Genomic DNA, 23,348 nt, shown 5'->3' with positions numbered 1-23,348 from the left:
AACAAATTTGTATTTTTAACTACTCGTAAAATTGACTGACACGCTCAGGAGGAAACAAATATTTGACAAAATGCCACTCGGTATAGCTTACGTCAGTTAGCATAAAACCATTAGTGCTGACTTGCTCCAAGACCAATGATTTAAACAAAACTACCGCGAAAAGGCATTAAAAAATAAATTTATACATATGAAACGAGCCATGAGAATGGATTCACACACTGGAGATAATAAAACTTGGTGAGTTCCATATGACCATTGAAAGACAAATTTAAATATATGAAAAACGAAGTAGATAGCAAGGAGTACAATTTTGAATCATCATCTTATAAAATCCTACCCGGAACCACTGATTATTATTGCACAAAGCACCATTTAGATTTAGTTCACAAATACTCTTTCTATACAGATGTTGGTACCATTAAAGACGACATCCACATCAAAGACATTTTTGTGCCAGAAAACAAGTCTTTTTCATATCACATTATAACACCGGGCAATAAGCTGCGCACAAAGAAAATAATATTTTTATTTCACGGCTTCAATGAAAAAGATTGGACAAAATATGTTCCTTGGGCAAAAACAATTTGCCAAGGTACAGGAAGCAGCATTGTATTATTCCCCATGGCTTTTCATATGCAACGTGCGCCTAAGGATTGGAGCAGTAAAAGAGAAATGTATCTTCTCAGTGAAAGAAGAAAAAAGAGATACCCCAATGTCTTAAACTCTACCTTATCCAACGTAGCCATTAGTATGCGCCTACACGCTATGCCCCAACGCTTCATATGGTCAGGATTACAAACTTACTATGATGTTATTCAGTTTATTGAACAATGCAAAGAAGGCAAGCATCCCTATATCCATAAAGATTTTGAATTTAACATTCTGGCTTATTCAATAGGTGGGTTCCTTGCTCAGATACTTAAACTAACCAATCACAAGCAGTACTTCTCCCATGCAAAGGTGGGACTATTTTGCAGTGGTGCCACATTTAACCGTTTATCTCCCGTTTCTAAATTCATCTTAGACAGTGAAGCAAATGTTGCATTATACTCATATTTAGTAGAACACTTGGATAAATTTATACAAAAAGACAACTTACTTCGTCACTACATGCAAGAAGATCACCTGGAGGGAGAGGTGTTCTATGCTATGCTCGATTATAAAAAAGGTCGGGAACTGAGAGAAAAACTTTTAAAAAGACATGAAAACCACTTTTATGCCATCACCCTAAAAAAAGATACGGTTATACCCTCTTTCGAAGTCATCAATACTTTAAAAGGTGCATACCGAGATATTAACATCCCGGTTGACGAGATTGATTTTGACAGAGAATACACGCACGAAAATCCTTTCCCCACCAACAAAAAATCAGCAGCTCAAAGTGAGAGTGAATTAAACAATGTATTTAAGCGTTTTTGTAACTTTTACAATACTAAATAAATTCCATATTTCACGAACATAACACCATTTTATTCCTAAGCTTCTACTTTGGCGATTCTAGTTACCTCCACAGTAGAAGCTTATACCTTCATTTTTGTAAGCAAAAATACATTTATTCTACATTTTTGTAAGCTACAAATAAGTCCCCCACCACACAAGACAATCAACAAGTTACTGATTAATAAAACACTACAACAAAGCACCCCTCATAAACATTCAAATGGCACGTTATCTGATAAAAGTATATCGTCGTTATACTAATTAAGTATTTCGAGAAAAAAATATGCCATAGAAAAGATTTCTTAAAAGGACAATTATAGAAACGTAAAAAAACAAACTATAAACATATGAAACTTAAGTTATCAATTTTTACACTAGCAGTAATACTGTCTTCATGCGACAAGGACGAAGCAATAATCCCCATTACACAAGGAGACTACCCTGTAAAAGAATATTATCTAGAACGCGATCCTAAAGTGAATGTCTGGGGGGCAGGAATAGATTTCGTGCACAGCGAGTCCGAACTAACTGAAACAGATTTAGACTATGCCTATTTGACCGAATCAGACACCTTTTCTTACGACATTAAATTTTACACTGTGAAGGCCTATTCTTATAGCGAAAATGGAGACTTGCAAAGCGAAGGAACGCCCGCTATTTTACTCGCCCCCACAACACAGGCATGTAAGATAGGCGAAGGGATCAGCTATTTCGACTCCATAAGAACCATAAGCGAAGCAATAACCGGTGAGCTAGTCTACGAATCTCCCATTGACTACAGCCTTTATAAAGATTCAGAAACAGGATTTTACGAACAAGAAAATCTTTCCGCCGCTTTAGATGCCTGCATAATAGGACAATCATTCAGAAGCAATATACTTGTTGTTCCAGAAGGAAAAACAGAAGAAGAAGTACAAGCTGTTTATCTTATCAAAACAATCGAAGGTGCTTATGTGAAATTTATGGTACGACGATTTAAACCAGATAAGCCGAACGAAAAGCAAACACTTGTACGCTGGCAGGTCATCAACAAATAAATATTTTTCATCGCATTCAATTTTTCTTTCTCTATAACTAACTTCATGAACCGACATTTGTTATTTACCTATCTCTGCTTGTCTTGTATACCTATGCTCGCACAAAAACAAGTAAATGGTATTGTGGTAAATGATAGGGGGCACACTGTATTTGCATCAGTATATACCCCGTCGGGATTATGGACTAATTGTGATTCATTGGGGTACTTCAGTTTTGAAGTACCCTCCAATGAAAATACCATTTATATCCAATCATTAGGATATCATACAGATACACTTTCATTGGCTAATAACACAAACCAAATCACTGTCCGTTTAAGAAAAAACACCTACCGCATTACACCGATAGATATAATAACCGATCGTAAAATTGAAAGCAAAAGTACAGTATCAGCATTTACGACCCTTCAGAAAGAAATAATACAACTAAACCCACAAAATATAAATGAGGTCTTACAAACAAAACCTGGCTTTACCAATAAAACCAGCTATCAAGCTCCCATTACCTTACGTGGATTATCTGGGAAAAGAATTTTGATACTCCGAAATGGTAACCGACGTTTCAGTTCCTATACAGCAGGTGTCATGTCACATACCATTAATGTATATGATCTTGAACGCATAGAGGTAGAAAAAGGTGCCTCATCGGTAGTTCATGGAGCCTCTGCCATGGCAGGTATTATCAACCTAATTGACAAATCACCCTTCTCTCAGAATGGCTACGATGCAAAATGCACAGTCGGTTACGGTACCATAAATAACGAAAAAACCTTATTGACCTGTGGTGGATGGAGCAATGGAAAACTGGGCATTAAAGCCAGCGTCCGTTATCGTGATGCTGACAACTTTCTCTACCCCAATGGGAAAGTAGCAGAAAACAGCTTTTATTCCGACAAAGAACTATGGTTTACAGCAGCTTATCAATCCGATCGTTTACAACAACTCACATTCACAGCCGACCTGCATGATGGCGGACCATGGGGCAAACCCCTTGGATTCAATGGCACCAATTACATGCGCGTACAAACGCATAAAGAAAAAACAAATAATTATTCTCTGAAATACAAACAGCCACAAGCAGGCATTTGGAATGACATTGAACTCAATGCCTATTATTCCAACGAAAGTAGAGAATTCATTAAAAACTACTATACCGCAGCTGCATATATGCTTTCATACACCGAGACAACCTATTTTTCTGATTACTACTATGGAACTCTTCTAAAAGGAAATATAAAAGTAAGTCCGGCATACCGCATCACTACTGGCGGAGAGTTTTCCCAATTTCATATCTCCACCCCTACAGACGCAGTAGACTATATCGAAGCCTTTGAATTCAACAATAGAGTGAGCGACAATGCCCGGTCTTTTACATCTGGCATTTTTATGGAACACAGTTGGCAATATAAACCAAATATAAAAATACTTTGGGGTATTCGTTATAATTACGGATCTCTTTACGAGGGAGATGCCTATAGTTTAGAACAAATAGAAGAACGCAATTCAAGTAAATCAGCCCTCACCGGCAATATAGCAAGCCAATTCAGACTAAACAATAAAACTAAACTAAAACTAAACCTTGCCCGATCCTTTCGGATGCCTGCAACCAGCGAATTGTACTCGGATAATTATACATCCAACGGAATCCTCTACAGCAATTCGGAGCTACAACCCGAATTTTGCCATAGTATAGACATAGCTTATACACTCACAACAAAATTATTTACAATGGAAATCAGTCCTTTCTTCTGGTACATGAACAATATGATTAGTAAGGAGGAGGTGACTGGTATGCCAGGCACCAATTACACCTATGTAAACATTGGTAAAACACGACTCTTTGGAGGCGAAGTAAGTGGTGTACTAAACCTAAACCACATCATCAAAAATACAGATCACCTCAACCTAAGTGTTGGTCTGGCCTACCTCAATGGAACCGACCTGAGCCATTCGAATTCTGTATTGGACGATGGCACACCTCTGGATTACACGCCACCCCTGAATATGAAATCAGAAATAGCTTATTCCTGCACCATTAAGAATAAGGCAAGACTCAAATTAGCGCTTCGTTCTATATTTTACTCCGAACAACAACGTTTGGGAGAATCGAAATATACCACTCCCTCATACTTAATTTTAGGATCGACACTCAGACTGCAACTTCCACATATCATCACTAAGCCAACACTCAATATAAGCGCCCATAACCTCTCTAACAAAGAGTACTACAGTTACTTGTCGTACCTACCTGGAGAAGGGCGAGCCATCAGATTTTTTTTAACCTTTCATCTAAATTAAATTTAATCATATATGAAAGCTAGCATCCTACTAACAGGTATCCTTTTTATAGGCCAACTTATCAATGCCAAAACAATAAACGATATGAGCGGAAGGGTGATCCATGTACCCGATAACATCACACGTATCATCCCATACGATGCAAAAACCTCCATACTTCTCTTTCCGCTAGCATCTCATGAAATGGTAGCCAAAGGCATACTTCCAGGCAAAAAAACATATAATTTTATTTCAGACAAATACGAAAAAATACCTGGCATCGACATGAACAATATTGAAGAAGTGCTGACTGCCAAGCCCCAAATAATTATAGCCGGATATCACGGTAAACCTATTCAAACAGAAAAGCTACATAAACTCGAGCGTCGTTTAAACATACCGATAGTCACGATTGATCTCTCCATTAATCGCTTAGATCAAACCTATCTATTTATAGGAAAATTACTCAACAAAACCCCCAAAAGTATTTCATACAGCCATTTTTTACACCAATTATATCAGGATGTAGACTCGCTAAAAAGAAACAGCCCAAAACCAAACGCGAAAGTTTATTATACCATTGGTGCATCCGGTTTGCTAACAGATCCTTCAGGATCTAAGCATACAGAAGTACTTAGTTACTTAGGCATCCCCAATGTTGCCCAAATAGACTTACCATCAGGAGGACATGCCAAAGTAAACATGGAACAAGTCATCCTCTGGAATCCGGACTACATATTCTGTGCAGGATTTAGAGGAGAACAAAATGCATACACAACCATCAGCAAAAGCAAAAAATGGGCTCATATTAAAGCCGTGAAAGAAAAACAGCTGTATAAAATACCGGGGCAACCATTGGGTTGGTTCGATCATCCTCCGTCCATCAACAGGATACCTGGTGTCATTTGGATGTGTCAGCTTTTTTACGGGCAATCCGCAGCCATCACCCGAGCTAAAATTATCGAATTTTACGAGCTATTTTACCAGTATAAGCTAAACAAAACGGAATATGAATTAATCTTTAGGCCAGAAAATACATTAGAAGCATCTAATACAAATTGATATTACTGCCATTTATGTCGCAAACCAACTTGTTCACCTACATTTTAAAAAACTATGAAACGAGCCTTGGGAATTGTTTCGCACGCAGGGAGACAAGTAGCTTCAGCGAGTTCCATATGGCCTTTGAAAAAAAATAAACATATGAAACGAGCGCCTTCATCACTACTATTTATCATACTGATATTATTGAACATTGCCATCGCAGCAGTCTCATTAACTTTAGGACGGTATTCCTTTTCAGGTAACGAATCAATAGCACAGTTAAGCACCATTTATATCGATATTCGTCTACCCAGAATACTGGCGGCTTTCTTGGTAGGAGGCACACTCTCTTTAACAGGAGCTGCTTACCAAGGCATGTTTCGGAACCCCATGGTATCGCCTTCTATACTTGGCGTATCAGCAGGAGCAGGATTTGGAGCTGCCTTGGCAATACTGCTAGCTTTAGGTAGTCTGGCAACACAATCCTTTTCATTTATTTTTGGAATCATAGCAGTTGTGGCCGTATATATGATCAGTCTGTCTACTGGCAAAAAGCACGACAAATGTCTTACCCTTATTCTTTCCGGAATGATTGTCGCCACCGTATTTACTGCACTTATTTCGATACTAAAATACATCGCTGATCCATATGACACCCTCCCATCCATCGTATATTGGTTAATGGGCGGATTAACCGACATCGAAATGGGAGACCTCAAATACATCGCCATGATATCCATTCCGGGATTAATCACCCTAACCCTTTCTGGATGGAAACTAGACGTATTATCCTTTGGGGACGAAGAGGCTAAAAGCATAGGTGTACATGTAGATCGGCTTCGCCTTTTGGTGATTTCTGTCGCCACGCTAATGACTGCTTCAGCGGTCAGTATCAGTGGCATTATTGGATGGATAGGATTATTAATCCCCCATATAGCACGTTTGCTCATCGGACCTAAAAATAGTGTACTCTTGCCTGCCTCCTTCCTTATTGGTAGTTCATTTTTAATGATTGTGGATGATTTTTCACGTAGTATATCATCCATGGAAATACCTTTAGGTATTACCACTTCGCTCATTGGAGCACCCTTTTTTATAATTATACTCATGAAAACAAGTAAAAGATAAAAGCTATGATAGAGATGAACAACCTACAATGTGGCTATGGGAAAAAACGAATTCTTTTTCAAATTAACGCCACCATTCAACAAGGCGAAATCACATGCATATTAGGCAAAAATGGCGTTGGAAAAACAACACTCTTTAAAACCATACTGGGACTAGTTCCTCCGCAAAAAGGAAGCTTAAATCTGGAAGGGAAAAATATACGCACGTATTCCCAACATGAATTGGCCAAAGAAATCAGCTATGTTCCCCAAGCTCATGGTTCTCCTTTCTCATTTACTGTCTTTGACGTAGTATTGATGGGGCATTTAACCCATACGAAAGGTTTTTTTGGACAACCCACAAAAAAAGCAAAGCAAGTGGCTATACAATGTATGGCATTTTTAGGCCTAGAAGAACTAAGTCACCAGACTTTTTCTAAGTTAAGCGGAGGTCAAAAACAAATGGTATTGATTGCAAGGGCACTGGCACAACAACCCAAATATATAGCGATGGATGAGCCTACCTCTAATTTAGATATGGGCAATAGCATCAAAGTGATGAATATGGCAAAGAGGCTCAGAGACAAAGGTTATGGCATCATAATGAATACCCATTCTCCAGAACAAGCCATCAACTATGCCAACCATGTCATATTACTCAAAGATGGTCGTATCGCTGCCACAGGAAAGCCCGAGGAAATCATAGACAGCCAAATCATATCAGACATATACAATGCTAATATAGAACTGGTGGAGGCCAAAAGTTCACATGGCCATACATGCAAAGTGTGCATTTCAAGCTAACATTAACAACTGAAAATATAAAATTATGATAACAGGTAGCGAAAATTTATTACAAATAGCAGAAATGAACAAGGCGTTTATTGCTGTATTTGAAAAGCACGGATTGGGTAATTACTTTAAACAAGAAAATTTAAACCGAATAGGTCGTTTTACCCGACTCAACACCCTATTAAAAACAAATCACCTAGATGCGGAATCATTTATCGAAACCTTAAATCAATTACAAAATGAAACCCTTCAAAATGCAGAAACCCACATGACCCGCCAAGAAAACTTACACTTTTCGGCCATGCTGCCATGTGGTTTACGCAATCCATTCAAAGAATTTACTGAAAAATTTATTCAAAACAACCCTAACTCTTTTACGAATTTTAATTATTTAATAGAGGGCAATGTAAACCATGAATTATCCTACTACCCTCTTCTTGACAATATACACAACTCCGACGAATTACCCGACATCATCATGGCTTCTGATATAAATAATTTTTTCCACGAACCCTTTATGAAACGATTTATTCATACTGGTATTTTCGAAAGCTACCAAGCCAATGCCTTAAATAAGTATTTAGAACAGGTACAATATGCCGACCCCCATCAACATTTTACCATGTACACTGCCAATATGCTGGTAATAGTTGTCGATATGGAAAGATTGGGGCATCGAAAAGCACCTACAACATGGAGCGACCTACTAGATCCTTCCTTTAAAAACGATATCATCATGCGTGGCGAAGATGACTTTTTTTGCAATGCAGTAATGCTACCTTTTTACAAAGATGCTGGAATGGATTCAATTAAAACACTGGCTCAAAATATTAAAAGTGGTTTGCACCCTGCCCAAATGGTAAAGCTGGCTAATCAACCCAATACACAAGGAGCCGCTGTTTATATCATGCCTTGGTTTTTCTCTCAGCGCATCAATAACAAACATATAAAAATTGTTTGGCCCAACGACGGAGCCATTGCTAGTCCCGTATTCTTATTGGTAAAAAAGGATAAGATAAATCAACACCAGCATTTTCTGAATTTTCTTTTAAGCCAAGAGACTGGAGAAATGCTCGAAAACCGTTTCTTTCCAAGCACGCATCCCAAGGTACCCAATAGTAGTTTCCCTAAAATGATTAAATGGCTCGGCTGGGATTTCATCTACAAATACGATATAGGAAAACTTAAAGAAGATATTAGAACCGAATTCATGAAAGAGTGGGACAAAAAATAAACTAATGAAAACAAAACTAATAACCATAGCAGGACCACCGTCCTCGGGTAAAACATCGGTAATTATAAAGATGATCGAAAGTCAACCGGGCTTCAAAAACCATTGTGGTGTGATTAAGTTCGACTGCATCAGTTCTCTTGACGAAGAACAATACCAAAGAAATGGCATTACAGCTAAAACGGGCCTCGCAGGTAATTTATGCCCTGACCATTACTTTATATCTAATATCGATGCTTGCTTTTCGTGGGCAAAACAAAACAAGTTCTCTACCCTCATCACAGAGAGTGCAGGTTTATGTAACCGCTGCGCTCCTCATCTAAAAGAAGTGCTCGCTATCTGCGTGCTGGATAACCTAAGTGGCATTAATACTCCCTTAAAAACAGGCCCCATGGTTAAGATGGCAGATATTGTAGTAGTTACCAAAAGCGACCTAGTTTCTCAAGCCGAGCGTGAGGTGTTCCGCTTCAAAATTCAGCAAGTTAACTCAAAATGCAAAGTACTATTTATAAATGGCATCACAGGACAAGGAGCCGACAGATTAGCTACGCTCACCTCATCAGCCAAGGGATTTGAAAACACCGATAACTTAAAGCTACGTTTCTCCATGCCTACTGCATTGTGCTCATATTGTTTAGGCGAAACCCGTGTGGACCAAGATTTTCAAATAGGAATCAACCGAAAAATTAAACTATAAAAATATGGATCCGGAAATAATATTACACAAACCTTTAAAAGAAATTGTAATCGACAACCCCATTTTTACAGATTTCTTCCACTCTTTTCATATAGATGCTCAAGAGGAAAGCAAATCATTTATTGAACTAATGGATCAAATGAACGAAGCATTTTGGGAAGAAAGAGCTTGTTCACGCCAAGAACTAACTACGCTTTTTATAGAATTTATAAATGGAATATGCGCAGCTGACAGCCAAACAAAAATAGAAAACCTGGATGTTCTGGCTGGCGTAAACAAGTTGAAAGAGCCTGAAAAATGTAGTCTCCATCTGCAAACCGGAGAAATTACTTGTATTGTAGGCCCTACAGGATCCGGCAAAAGTCGTTTACTGGCAGATATCGAATGGTTAGCTCAAATGGACACGCCTACCCAGCGAAAAGTTTTAATCAACGGTCGGGAGGCCAACGATGACACTGCCGCTCTCTTTGGCGGGAAATTGATCGCTCAAATAACACAAAACATGAACTTTGTACTCGACATGGATGTGGAAAACTTTTTGATGCTACATGCCCAAAGTCGTTTCTTACCCAATGCTGAACAAATGGTAAAAGAAGTCATCTCCTTAGCCAACGAACTATCTGGTGAACCTTTCGAAAAAAACACGGCGGTTACCTTTTTAAGTGGCGGACAATCCAGGGCTTTAATGATCGCTGACGTAGCCTGCATTGGACAAGCGCCCATTGTGCTAATTGACGAAATTGAAAATGCCGGCGTAAATAAAAAAAAGGCACTCAATCTATTGGTAAACAAAGATAAAATTGTACTTATGGCTACTCATGACCCTTTACTTATATTATTGGCTGACAAACGTGTAGTCATAAAAAATGGAGGCATGGAAAAAGTGATCAAGACCAACAGCCTTGAAAAAGCTTATTATAAAGAGTTAGAGGCCCTCGACAGTACTTTACAGAAAACCAAAGACTTCTTTAGGGTTGGTAATGAATTACAAAGCGGCAAGGAACTATGAACTAATCCATCCTCAGCTACAGGATAAAACCTACGCACATATAACAAAACCTAAAATTCACTTAAAAACCCCTGTTTGTTGATAAAAAACCCACAAACATCAGTTTAAGTTTTTATTTATTCACAAAAATACGTTGTTTGTAAAAGTAAAAACCAAAACATGGGAAGGATGAAATACCTAATAACTTTTTTAAGCACCATTTTAATCGTGTGTCATTTAAACGCACAAGAACTACCAAAGGCAAAAATAGTCCACAAAGACAAGCCCGCAGAAATATCCTATCCCACAGGAAAAATAGACCATACTAAATTTAGTGTCACCATCATCGGATCGGGCAATCCACAATATAACAGTCACCGTTCCAGTCCTTCAGCACTGGTTCAGTACAATGGAACAAAATTTCTGGTAGACATGGGAAATGGAACCCGTGAACAACTGGAGAAACTGGGATATACGAGACGCAACAGTCCTGATGCACTTTTTCTCACCCATCACCACATGGATCATAACGAGGAGTTCATACCTATGGTTCACCAAAAGTTGATGATGCCAGGAGAGTTCTTAGTAGCCGGGCCTGCTCCCATAAAAAAAATGACCGATTACGTCACTGAGTTTTATCGAGAAGACCTTCAATACCGAATGAAGAACAAAGGTCAAACATTCAACGAAGATAAAACCAACGCAATAATAAAGGAGTTACAAGGTGACAATTCGTTCAGCTATAAGGATGTAAACATCTCCACCACAGAAGTACCACATTCCATTTACACCCTTTCCTACCGCTTTGACGCCAATGGCAAATCCATTGTTATCTCAGGAGATCTTACCTACACCCCTCACTTAGCCAAGCTAGCAAAGGGTGCAGATATACTAGTTCTAGACTGTCAGGTAATTCGCAAGGGGGCCAAATCGAAGAGACCAACAAACGCTTCTCGAAACAAAAAAGGAAACAGTGCACATGCTAGCATTGAAGAAGGTGCCCGTATGGCGGCAGAAGCAGGGGTCAAAACTCTTGTCATCACCCACCTTTCCAATGTAAATATTGATGAGGTAGCCACCAAAGCAAAAATAGCAGAACAGTTTAAAGGAACTGTCATTCTGGCCCAAGACTTCTTAACCATCACATGTGATGGAAAAGTATTTATGCTTCAATAAAAAACAAAAAGACATATTTTTAAGTAAAACAAATATGAAAAAGTTATTCATACTACCCCTCGTCATTAGCCTAGGTATGGTAAACACATACGCACAGACAACACCCTCGGCGGGTCAATATAAAATAGTTGACACCGATCAACAAAAATGCTACGATAACCAAAGAGAAGTTACACCACCAGAACCCGGGAAGGCCTTTTACGGACAAGATGCACAATTCAACGGTAATCAACCGTCCTATACCGACAATGGAGATGGAACCATTACAGATAATGTAACAGGACTAATGTGGCAAAAGGGGTTCGAAGCCATGACTTATGAGCAGGCATTGACAAAAGTAAAATCATTTAATTTGGCCAACCATACCGACTGGCGTATTCCAAGCATAAAAGAGGCCTATTCATTAATGCTTTATAGTGGTGTTGACGCCAGCAGCCGCCAAATGAATCAGGTACCACCAAGCGCTAAGCCCTTTGTAAACACCGACTATTTCGATTTTGAATATGGAGCCAACGGCGATCGTATTATCGATACACAGATGATGTCATCCACCATCTACAAAGGAAAGACGATGGGTAATAACACCACCGTTTTTGGCGTTAACCTAGCCGACGGTCGCATAAAAGGATATCCGGTAAGCACACCACGCGGCGACAAAAAACACACGGTCAGATTTGTTCGAGGCAATTCGCATTACGGGATAAATAATTTCGAGGACAATGGCGATGGTACCATCTCCGATTTATCAACTCAACTAATGTGGCAACAGACCGACAGTAAAAAAGGCATGAACTGGGAGGAAGCATTGGCTTGGGTTTCAGAAAGAAACAAAGAAAACTACTTAGGCTACAACGACTGGAGACTACCCAATGCCAAGGAGTTACATAGTATACTAGATTATTCCAACGCTCCTCAGTATAACCACCAAGCCGCCATTCATCCCTTATTTAAAATAACCAAGATCAAGGACGAGGCTCAAAACGACAATTATCCATTTTTCTGGTCCTCAACAACGTTGGCAGGACAAAGAGGAGGACAACAGGCTATCTATATTTGCTTTGGAGAAGCATTGGGCTTCATGAAGAACCGCCGTTCAAATACGACTGAACTAATGGACGTACATGGAGCCGGAGCCCAACGTAGCGATCCCAAAGTTGGAGACCCCGATGATTATCCACAAGGACATGGCCCCCAGGGCGACGTAATACGCATTTACAATTATGTACGAATGGTTCGTAACTTATAATAAAGGCATGAACAAATACAAGGGAGAAAATATAGCATATTTAATTATCTGGTGCATTGTAATAGCCTTACCAGTTTACACCTTGCAAGGCGCACGAGATTTTAGCCATACAAAAGTATATATGGAATGGATTCGACTCATTCCCTTCCTACTTATTTTCATGGTCAATAACAGCATTCTTGTTCCTCATTTCTTACTGAAAAAACAAAACCTACGCTATCTCTCCTTGGTGTTTGTATTAGTAATCATCGTTACAACAGCAAGCCCTTATTTAAAATATATTCAGCACATGGTGTTTGAATCTTTTGACCAAATACAACGAATCAATCCTCGTAGAATATCAGGTAGATCTCTCGAATACAAAATGGCCACCAACGTATTGATTTCATTTTTAGTCATTGGATTCAACAACACCATCAAACTACTCATACTCAGAGAAAAAGAAGAGAAGCTACGTGAACAAAAAGACAAAACACATTTACAAACAGAACTTTCTTTTTTAAGGAATCAAATTAGTCCTCACTTTTTCATGAATACCTTAAATAATATTCATGCATTAATCAGCTTTGATACAGGCCAGGCTCAAAAGTCAATCATACAGCTATCCACACTGATGCGACATCTATTAAACGACTCTCAAGCAGGGACATCTACCATCAAAGACGAGTTTGCATTTATACGTTCATATATCCATCTGATGCGTATACGCTATTACGATAATGTTCACATCAATCTCCATTTAGAAGTGGAGCAAAGTAATAAAACAATACCTTCATTACTCTTTACCTCACTGGTAGAAAATGCCTTTAAATATGGCATCGATGATACCAAGGAGTCCTTCGTAACAGTATCAGCCCATATTAAAGATAACGAGCTATTGTTTGAGATTGCCAATAGCAAACACGAGTCCTTAGAAAATAAAAGAGAAAAAACTGGATTAGGGCTTATTAATCTGGAAAAACAATTGGTACTGCTATATGGCACAAACTACAGCTTAGCCATTGAAGATAGAGAAAAAACTTACTGTGTTAACCTTAAAATCCCTTTGAACAATGATTAAATGTATAGCCATTGATGACGAACCGTTGGCCATCCAACAGATTGAAGCCTATATTAAAGAGACATCTTTTCTAGACTTACAGGGATCCTTCAGGAATGCTTTGGATGCACTGGACTTCCTTAACAGTCACCATGTAGATTTAATATTTGTAGATATTCAGATGCCTAAATTAAACGGATTAGACCTGGTTAAAGCATTACACCAGCAACCTCAAATAATATTCACCACCGCCTACAGTGACTATGCCATTGACGGCTTTAAACTGGATGCTTTAGATTATTTATTAAAACCACTGGACTACCCATCATTCTTAAAAGCATCCAACAAAGCACTGAATTACTTTAAGCTAACCGAACACCAAAGAGAAGCACTAAGTTCTGATCCCCATCATATCTTCATCAAATCGGAGTATAAACTTATAAGAATTGAATTAGATAACATACTTTACGTAGAGGGCAACAGAGGGTATTTACGTTTTTTCCTAGCCCAGGGAAAACCCATTATGACGTTGTTAAGCATGAAAAAAATTGAAGAAAAGCTACCTTCCAATCAGTTCATTCGTGTGCACCGATCCTATTTGGTTAACCTAAAAAAAATAACCATGATCGAACGTTCTAAAATCATTTTTGACAAGGTACGCATACCTGTCAGCGAGCAATATAAAGAAAAACTACAAGCTTACATCGACGACAATTTCATTCTCTAACCACCTATAGCATCAACGCTTACCTTGTGAAATTCAATACCATGACTCAACGCTTCGTCTTCACCATTCTTTGCTTTATTGGTTTACCAATATGGCTTCAATCACAAACCATACAACAAAAAAACACCAGACTCAACAGAAATGTCCCGGAAGAAGGGGTACTGGATAGCGGACCCATTCCAACCATGCATGCCTATACCGCAGACGGCACACCTATCAGTGTTACTGAACTGTGCAAAGGAAAATATACCGTACTTGCAGCAGGATGTTTAACCTGTCCATTATTTCATCAGAACTACCCTGAAATTGAAGCAGCCTATGTGGATTATGCCCATAAAGATGTTCAGTTTTTTTATTTTTACAAATCTCTACGCCATCCTGAAATGAATGGCTATGTACAGGCTCAAAATATAAAAGAACGCTTACTTCAATTAACCGAAGCTCGCAAGAAGTTAAAAACGAAGGTTCCTTGGATTGCTGATACGATGGATGATGATATTCGCATTGGTTTGCGATCTGGTTCCTGGTCTGTCTTCCTAATATCCCCAGAAGGAGAAGTACTCTACGGTTCGGGTCGCATCGACGCAAAAGGTTTACGCAGTGCATTAACGAAAGCCGTTGGTCCACCAGTTCATACAACCCAAGCCAGTGAACTAAATCTACCACACATAGGTAGAGCTCCACAACTTACAAATATAGATTCGGAACTAAGAGTCGCACGTCCCGATGGACTCACCATACTAAACACTACACCCTCCATAGCTGAAGACACCTACTATGTCAAGCTACGTGCAGAAGCCAACGATTCCTTGCTTAAAACTGGCAATGGACGACTTTTTCTTGGATTCTACCCCGACCCCATCCATGATGTTCACTGGAATAACCTGGCTCCGCCCATGCAGTACACGCTCTCACTGCCAGAAGGAGTCAGTGCTTCACCTGCAACAGCAACAGCACAAAAAGGTCCTGGAGATAGCGATACACAACCACGTCAATTCTGGGTAGATATATCATCCAGCAAGCCCTTTGATTCATTGGAATTAACCATGAATTACTACGCCTGCACTTCAGATAAATGTTTCCCGCTATCACAACAGTATACGATAAAAATAGAAAATCAAAATCGTGGCGCCAGAACCTTTGGAATGAACAAAGGACAGTCGGCCCACAAATCCAATCCTTCAAAAACAGCAAGTAGACGCATGATCAACATGGATACCTCCAAGGATGGCTTTGTTTCCTTCGATGAATTCTACAATAAGATAAAGAAAAGACAAGGTAAAACGCCAACCAGAGAAAAAGCACAACAACGCTTTGAGAAAATAGATACCAACAAAGATGGTCTTATCTCATTAGAAGAACTAAAACGATCCATGAAATCGACTCACATACAAAACCCATGATTTTTAGCAGGTTACGAACAACAACCACAGCTACATTTAGGTCCTTCAATATGTCCATGATATGCCATAATCATTTGCTTCACCTCTTCTTCACAGCTTATTCCGTTGGGGTGCGTTTTTTCACATTGATTATCTTTACAAGCATCAGTGCTCCAACGAATATCTTCCAATGATTTTGCGCCTTTCTCAATGGCTTGTTGAACAGTGGCTCTGCTTACCTTACGGCAATAACAAATAATATCTTCTTGCATTATACAACATTTTAGTAGTGGAGCAAAGATATGGAATATTATATAAGAGACAATAAACTCTATGAATTCCTCACAAATAGAAGCTAATCAAACCAAGGGCATCAAAACCGACATTAACGATCTTTGCTATAAAATCTGCCGATTCATCATTATTTAGCAATACATAGCTGCTAGAAAAATTAGAAAACCTAAGCATCAAATGGTGGCTTATGATTAGGAATACAAAAATAAAAGACGGTACCTTTTTGGGGTTCAGATTTCAGGGTTATTTTACCACCCAATAAATTCACATACCCTCTACTAATAGATAATCCCAGACCTGAGCCTTCGAAATTTCTGGAATAAGAAGTATCTTCCTGAACAAATTGATCAAAAATATCGGACTGCCTACTCTCAGCAATGCCAATACCTGTATCTTCAATCCAAAATTGAGCAAGATCACTAGACACCGAGTAGGTGACTGAAACAAACCCTTCTTTGGTAAACTTAATTCCATTCTTTATTAAATTAGTAAGAATCGAATTAAGCTTATACTCATCGGTCACAAAGCTTTCTGACGCCATGACCCCCTCTTCAATTATCTTCAATGCTATCCCCTTAAGATTTGTTTCCTGTTTAAAAAAAGAACGAAGCTGTATCAATATGCCTCTAATATCCACCTCTTGATAACTCGGCTCTTCCAAACCAGACTCCAATTTTGAAACATCAATAATATTATTGATGGTTCCCAACATACGGTTACCACTTTGTTCAATAATCTTTATAAAATTCATTTGTTCTTCGGAGGAATATTCAACTGTTTTCAGGAGTTCGGTAAAGCCTAAGATCCCATTCATAGGCGTTCTTATTTCGTGGCTCATATTAGCCAAAAAAGCCGTCTTCATCTTCTCACTATCCTCCGCTCTCACCTTTTGCCGTTCCAGCTCCTTCATCATGTTCGAATTCAACTCAAGCTGAAGCAAAAGGTCTTTGGTTTTACTTTTCACCTTGGCATTCAGCACCTGGTTAATAATCAACAACAGCAGTATTAAAACCAATATAATACTACCTGCAAGCACAATATTTCTACCACTGTAGTACCAATGTTTCTCTTTCTGCTCATATACGCCAATCCACTTGTCATAAATATCCTGATAAGTACCATTGGCCAATAGAATTTCCAGTCCATGGTCTAACAATTGCGCCAATTCCGGAACATCTTTGTCCACCCTAAAGCCCATATTCCTTTCCAATATGCGCTGATCCAAGGTTTTAATATAATTCTTACCCAGTTTCTTAACCTGATACATACCACCCACTCTCTGAGCAAACACACAGGTAACCTCCTCACTATCCAGAGCTGGAATTAAACCACCGTAATTATTAATGTACAATATATCCACCGTAGGATTAATAGAGGTGATATAATGAGAAAGCACATCATTTTTCCACATTGCCACCTTGGGGGCGTGCAAAGACCTAAACACCTCCAGTGAAAATTTTTTATGGTAATTACTATTGTAGAAAAAACAATGCGATGTATTAATAACGGATCTCGTATAAATATAACGACTATCCGGACTCCCCGGATAATGAATACCGCCCACTGCATTCACCTCCCCCTTGTCCAGGTCCTGCTTTATCGCATGCCACTCGCCACCAATAATGTACAAGTTTGCTTTATAAACATCATTAATGGCTTTTAATATATCCACATTAAACCCTACCAATTCACCCGACTCATCCATAAACTGATAAGGTGGATAGTTGTTACTGAATGCTATTTTATACTGTCCATCGAGCCTATTGGCAGTAAATAGGACAATGAGCAAGATGATAACAACGGGGTTACGCATTAGAGATTATATTGGTATATACAACAAATCTAATTTATTTTTTACTGTAACACAAGTTCATAGTACTATGACGACAAAGGAATTGTCCGATACGGTTTACCAAATGAGTCTATAATTCCATAGAAAGATAAAAAACAACAACGAACAGTATGAAAAATAAAGCATCATTTATTGAGGCAAATATCTGTAATATCATTAGGATTTCATGTTGGATTTTTTAAATTTGCTAATGGTGTTTCAAGCAACTCATATTGTAAAAAACACAACATTATTAATGACAATTTTTAAAACAAACTATCATGAAATTTGAATTACCAGCACTGCCTTATGCAGCCGATGCCCTTGCGCCCATTATTAGCAAAAACACCATTGAATTCCACTACGGAAAACACCATCAAGCCTATGTAAACAACCTAAACAACCTAATTGCCGGCACTGAATTTGAAAATGCAGATTTAGAAACCATCATTAAAAAGGCTGAAGGTGGAATTTTCAACAATGCTGCTCAAGTATGGAATCACACATTTTATTTCACATCCTTTTCACCCCAAGGAGGAGGAGCACCAACTGGTAACTTAAGCGAGGCTATCAATAAAGCCTTTGGTTCTTTTGATGCCTTTAAAGAAGCTTTTGCAAAAGCAGCGGCCACCTTATTTGGGTCAGGATGGGCCTGGCTAGTAAAAGACAGCGAAGGACAACTAAAAATTGTACAGACCAACAACGCTGGAAATCCAATGACCGAAGGTTTGAGCCCTATACTAACTTGTGATGTATGGGAACATGCCTATTATTTAGACTATCAAAACAAACGTCCTGATTACATTGCCAACTTCTGGAAGCTGGTTGATTGGAAAATAGTGGCTGATAGATTCTAAGACTAATCTGAAAAAAAATCTACCATATTATTTCAATAAAAAAATCCTTATTATGCTTAAAGATCTGATATTAAAAAACAGGAGCTACAGACGATTTCATCAAGAAAAGGAAATAGGTGAGGATGAGTTGATTGAGTTTGTCAATCTGGCTCGTCTTTCACCTTCTGCCAGAAATGCCCAACCGCTCAAATATGTTTTGGTACACACGCCCGAAAAAAATAGTATTGTCTTCAAATATTTATCCTGGGCAGGCTATCTGAGCGATTGGCACGGACCCAAAGAAGGAGAACGTCCGTCTGCATATATCATCATGGTGAATGACACATCCATATCGAGCAATTTTTTTAGCGATAATGGCATTGCTTCACAAAGCATTTTGTTAGGAGCTGTGGAAAAAGGCTATGGCGGCTGTATTATTGGATCTGTTGAGCGTCTTCAATTACAAAGAGAGTTGGACATCCCCACTCATCTTAAGATTGTTCAGGTTATTGCTTTAGGTGTTCCTAAAGAAGAAGTGGTCATTGAAGAATTAGACAAAGACTATAAGTACTGGCGCGACTTGAAAGAAGTACACCATGTACCTAAGCGTAATATTCATGATATTATTGTAAAAATATAATTCTTCCAAAACGATTCTTTATTTCCTAAATGGATATAAAGAATCGTTCTTTACTAGTGCAAAATAATACACACAGGCGATCTTCTATAAAAAATGTTCTTACCTTAGAGAATAATGTTTCATCCTTAACTACATTCATACCATGAACTTAAAAAGAATTCTACCCGTTTTATTGCTTATTCTTGGCTCACTAAGTTCAGCACAGGTAACACGAGACTCTCTACTGTTTAGAGGTGTTATTATGGAAGGTGACAGCTTATTCTCCCTCCCCTATGCTAAATATATTATCAACAATAAATCCGGGTATACAGCCAATGAAGCAGGACAGTTCTCATTCTGGGCTAAAATAGGAGATTTTGTACAATTTTCATATGTTGGATTCAAACCCCTTTATATCCAGGTGAATGATAGTCTTGCCAACGAAAATTACTTAATGGGTGTTTTTTTAAGCCGTGACACCATCCAATTATCCGAAGTAGTTATTATTCCTCAAAGGGTTAATCCCAACGCCATTGCCCGTAATATGCCACTATTAAGCACCACAGATGACGTAACTGCACAGAACAATATGGCCATGTCGACCTACCAAGCCAAGACACAACCTGTCACCAAGTGGGATGCTGAAATGAATCAAAAAAACTTTATCCAGGCCCGATCAAACGACATAGCCTATCAAACACAAATTAAACCATCTCAAATAGTAGGAATAAGTAATGTTTCCATCGCTAAAGAAAAAGAGCGTTCTAAAATGAAGAAATTGCAGAAACCCCACAGGGCATACATCACCCAAGCCGAATGGGAATATCTGATATCCAGCTATAACGAAAAAATGAAAAGGAAATTCGAATAAGTTGAGATGATGCAATAAAGCTTTGTCATAAAATTTTCTAATGCATTTCCAGATATAAATACTACTCCCACAGAAGGTGCGGCACAAAAAAGCCAGATAAACAACAGGCGTTCATCTGGCTTTTGTTTATTCATAAGCTCATCTAGTTCATTCGAAGCACTACTTGCTGGGTATCAAAACCCTGCACTTTAGCTTTTACCGTTACATTACCTTTCTTTTTTGTTGACTGTATAATGGCCAAACACCTCCCCTTATTGGTAAGGATGCTATTGGATTGAAAATCCTGGGTATTATCGTCTGCACCAGTATCAACCCCTAACAGGCGTGCTTCCCCTTCTATTTCAAACTCCACCTTTACATTCTCGGTTTTAATGGCACGTCCCTCTTTGTCTACCAATTGAACCACCAGGTGAGCCACATCATAAGCATCGGCCAACAACTCATTTTTGTCTGTTGTTAAAGTTATTCCCACAGGTTGCGTGGTCGTATGCAATTCTGCGATGATCTCCTGTCCATCAAAACCGGCTTTTGCCGTAAGAGTCCCTGCTTCAAAAGGCACTGTCCAACGGAAAATCCGATCCGGACACTCTGACATACTCTTTCTTCCCAAAGTACGACCATTCAACAGCAACTCCACAATTGTATGATTAGAACAAACTTCAACCATCACCAGTTCTCCCTCTTTATAATTCCAGTGCATTCTGGAATCTCTCCAGCGATACGATCCATTATTATTGGGAAGCTGCTGTGCCGAAAATCCTGTTATTTTAAAACCCGACTCCTTAATTGGTAAGGTTCCTATTGAAATATGTGGTTTATTAATCCATATGCTCTTAAAATAATTCCATCCCTGCACCCTAAAGCCTGCAATATCCAATAAATCAGACCACCCGCTCTTGGAGGGCCAATCGCCATGTCGTTCACCAATATAACCAATTCCTGTCCACATAAAATTACTAAACACGCCCGGATTTTCCAGTACCTGTTTCCAATCGTCCCAGGTACCTGGATTTTCGTTGATGGTAACTTGCTTATGCGGAAAATATTTTTGCGCCCATGCAATATCCTTGTTTCGATAACTAAATCCGACCACATCTACAGCATCCGCATAACCACTAACCATACTTGTCTGTGGCACTACCAAGTTAGCGGTAGTAGTTCTACTGGGATCCAACTCCTTCACCCATTTATTCAAGCGCTCAGCCGTTTCGGTAAGTATATAGTCTCCCTTCTCCGATTCATCATATCGTTTCTTCAACTCCTCGGGTGAAAACATAGGTCCACTCCCCCAATAGTTACCAGAGTTTTGAGGATCATCAGGATCTTTCCAGAAACCAGTCACATAGCGGTAGTTCAAATAAGTCCACTCAATCTCGTTACCAATACTCCACATAAAAACACTAGGGTGATTACGGTCACGAAGCACCTGACGTGTCAAATCACTCTTGGCCCATTTTCTGAAGTGTTCCACATACCCACGTGTAATATAGTCATCATGACGATCATGATAATTCTGACGTTTATCCTTGGCATAATCAAACTCATCGAAAATCTCATTTTGAACCAAAAAGCCCATTTCATCGCACAGATCCAAAAATTCCTTAGAATAAGGATTGTGAGCTGTTCGTATAGCATTTACTCCACAAGCCTTTAGTTCCTTTAAACGACGCACCCAAACACCTCTAGGCACGGCAGCGCCAACCAGTCCTCCATCATGGTGTAAACACACCCCCTTTACATCCGTAAATTTATCATTCAAAAAGAATCCTTTACCCGCCTCAAAACGCACACTTCTAATACCAAATGGAGTAGTATACTCATCCACTACAACACCGTCTTTAATCACCTTTGTGAGGGCTTTATACATTTCGGGCATATCCGGCGACCAAAGAGCGGGTTGATCGACTTCAAAATTTTGAACAAAAACATCCTTATTATTTTTATCCAACACACAATCTGTATTTGCACTGGCAACGGCAGCTCCATTGGCATCCAGCAAGGAGGTTGTGATGATAAAGGAGCTTTCGGTATCCTGGTCGTTCTCCACAGTCACTTCCAGCTTAACCTTGGCATGATGCTCCGATACCTCGGGCGTTGTGAGATAAGTTCCCCAAATGGGTATACGTAATTTATTCAGAGTAATAAGCTTCACGTGACGATAAATACCGCTTCCGGTATACCAGCGGCTATCGGCATAGCGCGAATGATCAACGTGTACCGTTAATACGTTGTCTTTTCCATCACTTGTCAAATAATCAGTCAAATCCCAATACACAGGTGAATACCCATAAGGATTTTCACCCAACAGCTTACCATTTAACCAATAAGTGGCATTATTATACACACCATCAAACAATACAAAGGTACTTTTTTGGTCTTGAGGAGCCGGTGTAGCAAAATGCTTTTGGTAAACACCTACACCACCGGGAAGGTATCCGGTACAGCCTTCAAGTGTAGAATCAAAGGAGGCTTCCACACTCCAATCATGAGGCAAACGAACCTGGCGCCATTGGTCATCCTCCATGGGAATCTGAGTAGGTTTAGCGGTATCATTTTGCAAGGCAAATTTCCATCCAAAATTAAAATCTGTCTCTCGTTCTACTTTATCTTCATGTGTCTGACATGAAATAAAGACAATGGTGAACACCCATAATATGTACTTCATCATTTTCTATTCGTTAATATGGTTTATTAATTGATTACTCGTTATTCAAC

The 23,348-nt window shown here is 39.0% G+C and carries 20 protein-coding genes; 17 read left to right on the top strand and 3 right to left on the bottom strand.

Annotation, left to right across the window (positions count from 1 at the left end):
- Positions 1-276: 276 nt before the first annotated feature.
- The 14 genes from CYTFE_RS27690 to CYTFE_RS27685 all read left to right on the top strand — a co-directional run bounded on the left by CYTFE_RS27690 (position 277) and on the right by CYTFE_RS27685 (position 16,203).
- Positions 277-1,440: a DUF6051 family protein gene (locus tag CYTFE_RS27690; protein ID WP_052343367.1), complete on the top strand. Its 1,164-nt coding sequence runs from the start codon at positions 277-279 to the stop codon at positions 1,438-1,440.
- 347 nt (positions 1,441-1,787) lie between these two features.
- The gene (locus CYTFE_RS0122035; protein WP_027473591.1) at positions 1,788-2,477 is read left to right on the top strand and encodes a hypothetical protein; all 690 of its coding nucleotides are present in this window, start codon (positions 1,788-1,790) and stop codon (positions 2,475-2,477) included.
- A 45-nt stretch (positions 2,478-2,522) separates the two neighbouring features.
- Positions 2,523-4,775 carry a TonB-dependent receptor gene (locus CYTFE_RS0122030; protein WP_081736067.1) on the top strand — a complete coding sequence of 751 codons (2,253 nt, stop codon included), beginning with the start codon at positions 2,523-2,525 and terminating at the stop codon, positions 4,773-4,775.
- A 12-nt stretch (positions 4,776-4,787) separates the two neighbouring features.
- Positions 4,788-5,816, top strand: coding sequence for an ABC transporter substrate-binding protein (locus tag CYTFE_RS0122025; protein ID WP_027473589.1), 1,029 nt, complete (start codon positions 4,788-4,790; stop codon positions 5,814-5,816).
- Positions 5,817-5,957: 141 nt separating this feature from the next.
- Positions 5,958-6,926: a FecCD family ABC transporter permease gene (locus tag CYTFE_RS0122020; protein WP_027473588.1), complete on the top strand. Its 969-nt coding sequence runs from the start codon at positions 5,958-5,960 to the stop codon at positions 6,924-6,926.
- A 5-nt stretch (positions 6,927-6,931) separates the two neighbouring features.
- Positions 6,932-7,708 carry an ABC transporter ATP-binding protein gene (locus tag CYTFE_RS0122015; protein WP_027473587.1) on the top strand — a complete coding sequence of 259 codons (777 nt, stop codon included), beginning with the start codon at positions 6,932-6,934 and terminating at the stop codon, positions 7,706-7,708.
- Positions 7,709-7,733: 25 nt separating this feature from the next.
- Positions 7,734-8,930 carry an ABC transporter substrate-binding protein gene (locus CYTFE_RS0122010; RefSeq protein WP_027473586.1) on the top strand — a complete coding sequence of 399 codons (1,197 nt, stop codon included), beginning with the start codon at positions 7,734-7,736 and terminating at the stop codon, positions 8,928-8,930.
- A gap of 4 nt (positions 8,931-8,934) precedes the next feature.
- On the top strand, positions 8,935-9,624 hold the full coding sequence (locus tag CYTFE_RS0122005) for a GTP-binding protein (protein ID WP_027473585.1): 690 nt from the start codon (positions 8,935-8,937) through the stop codon (positions 9,622-9,624).
- A gap of 4 nt (positions 9,625-9,628) precedes the next feature.
- Positions 9,629-10,633: an ATP-binding cassette domain-containing protein gene (locus CYTFE_RS0122000; protein ID WP_027473584.1), complete on the top strand. Its 1,005-nt coding sequence runs from the start codon at positions 9,629-9,631 to the stop codon at positions 10,631-10,633.
- Positions 10,634-10,801: 168 nt separating this feature from the next.
- Positions 10,802-11,788, top strand: a complete 987-nt coding sequence (locus CYTFE_RS0121995) for an MBL fold metallo-hydrolase (RefSeq protein WP_161636280.1) — start codon at positions 10,802-10,804, stop codon at positions 11,786-11,788.
- Positions 11,789-11,822: 34 nt separating this feature from the next.
- Positions 11,823-13,034 (top strand): Lcl C-terminal domain-containing protein, encoded by a 1,212-nt coding sequence (locus CYTFE_RS0121990; RefSeq protein ID WP_027473582.1) that lies wholly within the window; start codon positions 11,823-11,825, stop codon positions 13,032-13,034.
- 7 nt (positions 13,035-13,041) lie between these two features.
- Positions 13,042-14,094: a sensor histidine kinase gene (locus CYTFE_RS0121985; protein ID WP_161636279.1), complete on the top strand. Its 1,053-nt coding sequence runs from the start codon at positions 13,042-13,044 to the stop codon at positions 14,092-14,094.
- On the top strand, positions 14,087-14,800 hold the full coding sequence (locus CYTFE_RS0121980; RefSeq protein WP_027473580.1) for a LytR/AlgR family response regulator transcription factor: 714 nt from the start codon (positions 14,087-14,089) through the stop codon (positions 14,798-14,800). The genes CYTFE_RS0121985 and CYTFE_RS0121980 overlap by 8 nt, the downstream gene beginning before the upstream one ends.
- Before the next feature lie 41 nt (positions 14,801-14,841).
- Positions 14,842-16,203, top strand: coding sequence for an EF-hand domain-containing protein (locus tag CYTFE_RS27685; protein ID WP_052343366.1), 1,362 nt, complete (start codon positions 14,842-14,844; stop codon positions 16,201-16,203).
- Positions 16,204-16,214: 11 nt separating this feature from the next.
- Here CYTFE_RS27685 and CYTFE_RS27680 read toward each other — a convergent pair whose 3' ends face one another.
- Together CYTFE_RS27680 and CYTFE_RS29125 are read right to left on the bottom strand one after the other, a co-directional pair.
- Positions 16,215-16,454 (bottom strand): (2Fe-2S)-binding protein, encoded by a 240-nt coding sequence (locus CYTFE_RS27680; protein ID WP_044213450.1) that lies wholly within the window; start codon positions 16,452-16,454, stop codon positions 16,215-16,217.
- 188 nt (positions 16,455-16,642) lie between these two features.
- Positions 16,643-18,289: an ATP-binding protein gene (locus CYTFE_RS29125; protein ID WP_052343365.1), complete on the bottom strand. Its 1,647-nt coding sequence runs from the start codon at positions 18,287-18,289 to the stop codon at positions 16,643-16,645.
- Between the two features lie 299 nt (positions 18,290-18,588).
- Here CYTFE_RS29125 and CYTFE_RS0121950 point away from each other — a divergent pair, with 299 nt between their 5' ends.
- From CYTFE_RS0121950 to CYTFE_RS0121940, 3 genes are all read left to right on the top strand, one after another.
- Positions 18,589-19,164 carry a superoxide dismutase gene (locus CYTFE_RS0121950; RefSeq protein ID WP_027473579.1) on the top strand — a complete coding sequence of 192 codons (576 nt, stop codon included), beginning with the start codon at positions 18,589-18,591 and terminating at the stop codon, positions 19,162-19,164.
- Positions 19,165-19,216: 52 nt separating this feature from the next.
- Positions 19,217-19,783, top strand: coding sequence for a nitroreductase family protein (locus tag CYTFE_RS0121945; protein WP_027473578.1), 567 nt, complete (start codon positions 19,217-19,219; stop codon positions 19,781-19,783).
- Positions 19,784-19,925: 142 nt separating this feature from the next.
- Complete coding sequence (locus tag CYTFE_RS0121940; RefSeq protein ID WP_027473577.1) at positions 19,926-20,633, top strand: peptidase associated/transthyretin-like domain-containing protein; 708 nt, start codon at positions 19,926-19,928, stop codon at positions 20,631-20,633.
- Positions 20,634-20,775: 142 nt separating this feature from the next.
- Here the strand turns inward: CYTFE_RS0121940 and CYTFE_RS0121935 are convergent, their stop codons facing one another.
- The gene (locus tag CYTFE_RS0121935; protein ID WP_027473576.1) at positions 20,776-23,301 is read right to left on the bottom strand and encodes a glycoside hydrolase family 2 TIM barrel-domain containing protein; all 2,526 of its coding nucleotides are present in this window, start codon (positions 23,299-23,301) and stop codon (positions 20,776-20,778) included.
- Positions 23,302-23,348: the final 47 nt, after the last annotated feature.

Source organism: Saccharicrinis fermentans DSM 9555 = JCM 21142, assembly GCF_000517085.1.
Classification (GTDB): domain Bacteria; phylum Bacteroidota; class Bacteroidia; order Bacteroidales; family Marinilabiliaceae; genus Saccharicrinis; species Saccharicrinis fermentans.
This window is presented reverse-complemented; position numbering and strand designations above follow the sequence as displayed.

What these genes read in the sequence shown, in the direction of transcription:
- CYTFE_RS27690 (WP_052343367.1), top strand. Translation starts at nt 277, where the DNA reads ATGAAAAACGAAGTAGATAGCAAGGAGTACAATTTTGAATCATCATCT.
- CYTFE_RS0122035 (WP_027473591.1), top strand. Translation starts at nt 1,788, where the DNA reads ATGAAACTTAAGTTATCAATTTTTACACTAGCAGTAATACTGTCTTCA.
- CYTFE_RS0122030 (WP_081736067.1), top strand. Translation starts at nt 2,523, where the DNA reads ATGAACCGACATTTGTTATTTACCTATCTCTGCTTGTCTTGTATACCT.
- CYTFE_RS0122025 (WP_027473589.1), top strand. Translation starts at nt 4,788, where the DNA reads ATGAAAGCTAGCATCCTACTAACAGGTATCCTTTTTATAGGCCAACTT.
- CYTFE_RS0122020 (WP_027473588.1), top strand. Translation starts at nt 5,958, where the DNA reads ATGAAACGAGCGCCTTCATCACTACTATTTATCATACTGATATTATTG.
- CYTFE_RS0122015 (WP_027473587.1), top strand. Translation starts at nt 6,932, where the DNA reads ATGATAGAGATGAACAACCTACAATGTGGCTATGGGAAAAAACGAATT.
- CYTFE_RS0122010 (WP_027473586.1), top strand. Translation starts at nt 7,734, where the DNA reads ATGATAACAGGTAGCGAAAATTTATTACAAATAGCAGAAATGAACAAG.
- CYTFE_RS0122005 (WP_027473585.1), top strand. Translation starts at nt 8,935, where the DNA reads ATGAAAACAAAACTAATAACCATAGCAGGACCACCGTCCTCGGGTAAA.
- CYTFE_RS0122000 (WP_027473584.1), top strand. Translation starts at nt 9,629, where the DNA reads ATGGATCCGGAAATAATATTACACAAACCTTTAAAAGAAATTGTAATC.
- CYTFE_RS0121995 (WP_161636280.1), top strand. Translation starts at nt 10,802, where the DNA reads ATGAAATACCTAATAACTTTTTTAAGCACCATTTTAATCGTGTGTCAT.
- CYTFE_RS0121990 (WP_027473582.1), top strand. Translation starts at nt 11,823, where the DNA reads ATGAAAAAGTTATTCATACTACCCCTCGTCATTAGCCTAGGTATGGTA.
- CYTFE_RS0121985 (WP_161636279.1), top strand. Translation starts at nt 13,042, where the DNA reads ATGAACAAATACAAGGGAGAAAATATAGCATATTTAATTATCTGGTGC.
- CYTFE_RS0121980 (WP_027473580.1), top strand. Translation starts at nt 14,087, where the DNA reads ATGATTAAATGTATAGCCATTGATGACGAACCGTTGGCCATCCAACAG.
- CYTFE_RS27685 (WP_052343366.1), top strand. Translation starts at nt 14,842, where the DNA reads ATGACTCAACGCTTCGTCTTCACCATTCTTTGCTTTATTGGTTTACCA.
- CYTFE_RS27680 (WP_044213450.1), bottom strand. Translation starts at nt 16,454, where the DNA reads ATGCAAGAAGATATTATTTGTTATTGCCGTAAGGTAAGCAGAGCCACT.
- CYTFE_RS29125 (WP_052343365.1), bottom strand. Translation starts at nt 18,289, where the DNA reads ATGCGTAACCCCGTTGTTATCATCTTGCTCATTGTCCTATTTACTGCC.
- CYTFE_RS0121950 (WP_027473579.1), top strand. Translation starts at nt 18,589, where the DNA reads ATGAAATTTGAATTACCAGCACTGCCTTATGCAGCCGATGCCCTTGCG.
- CYTFE_RS0121945 (WP_027473578.1), top strand. Translation starts at nt 19,217, where the DNA reads ATGCTTAAAGATCTGATATTAAAAAACAGGAGCTACAGACGATTTCAT.
- CYTFE_RS0121940 (WP_027473577.1), top strand. Translation starts at nt 19,926, where the DNA reads ATGAACTTAAAAAGAATTCTACCCGTTTTATTGCTTATTCTTGGCTCA.
- CYTFE_RS0121935 (WP_027473576.1), bottom strand. Translation starts at nt 23,301, where the DNA reads ATGATGAAGTACATATTATGGGTGTTCACCATTGTCTTTATTTCATGT.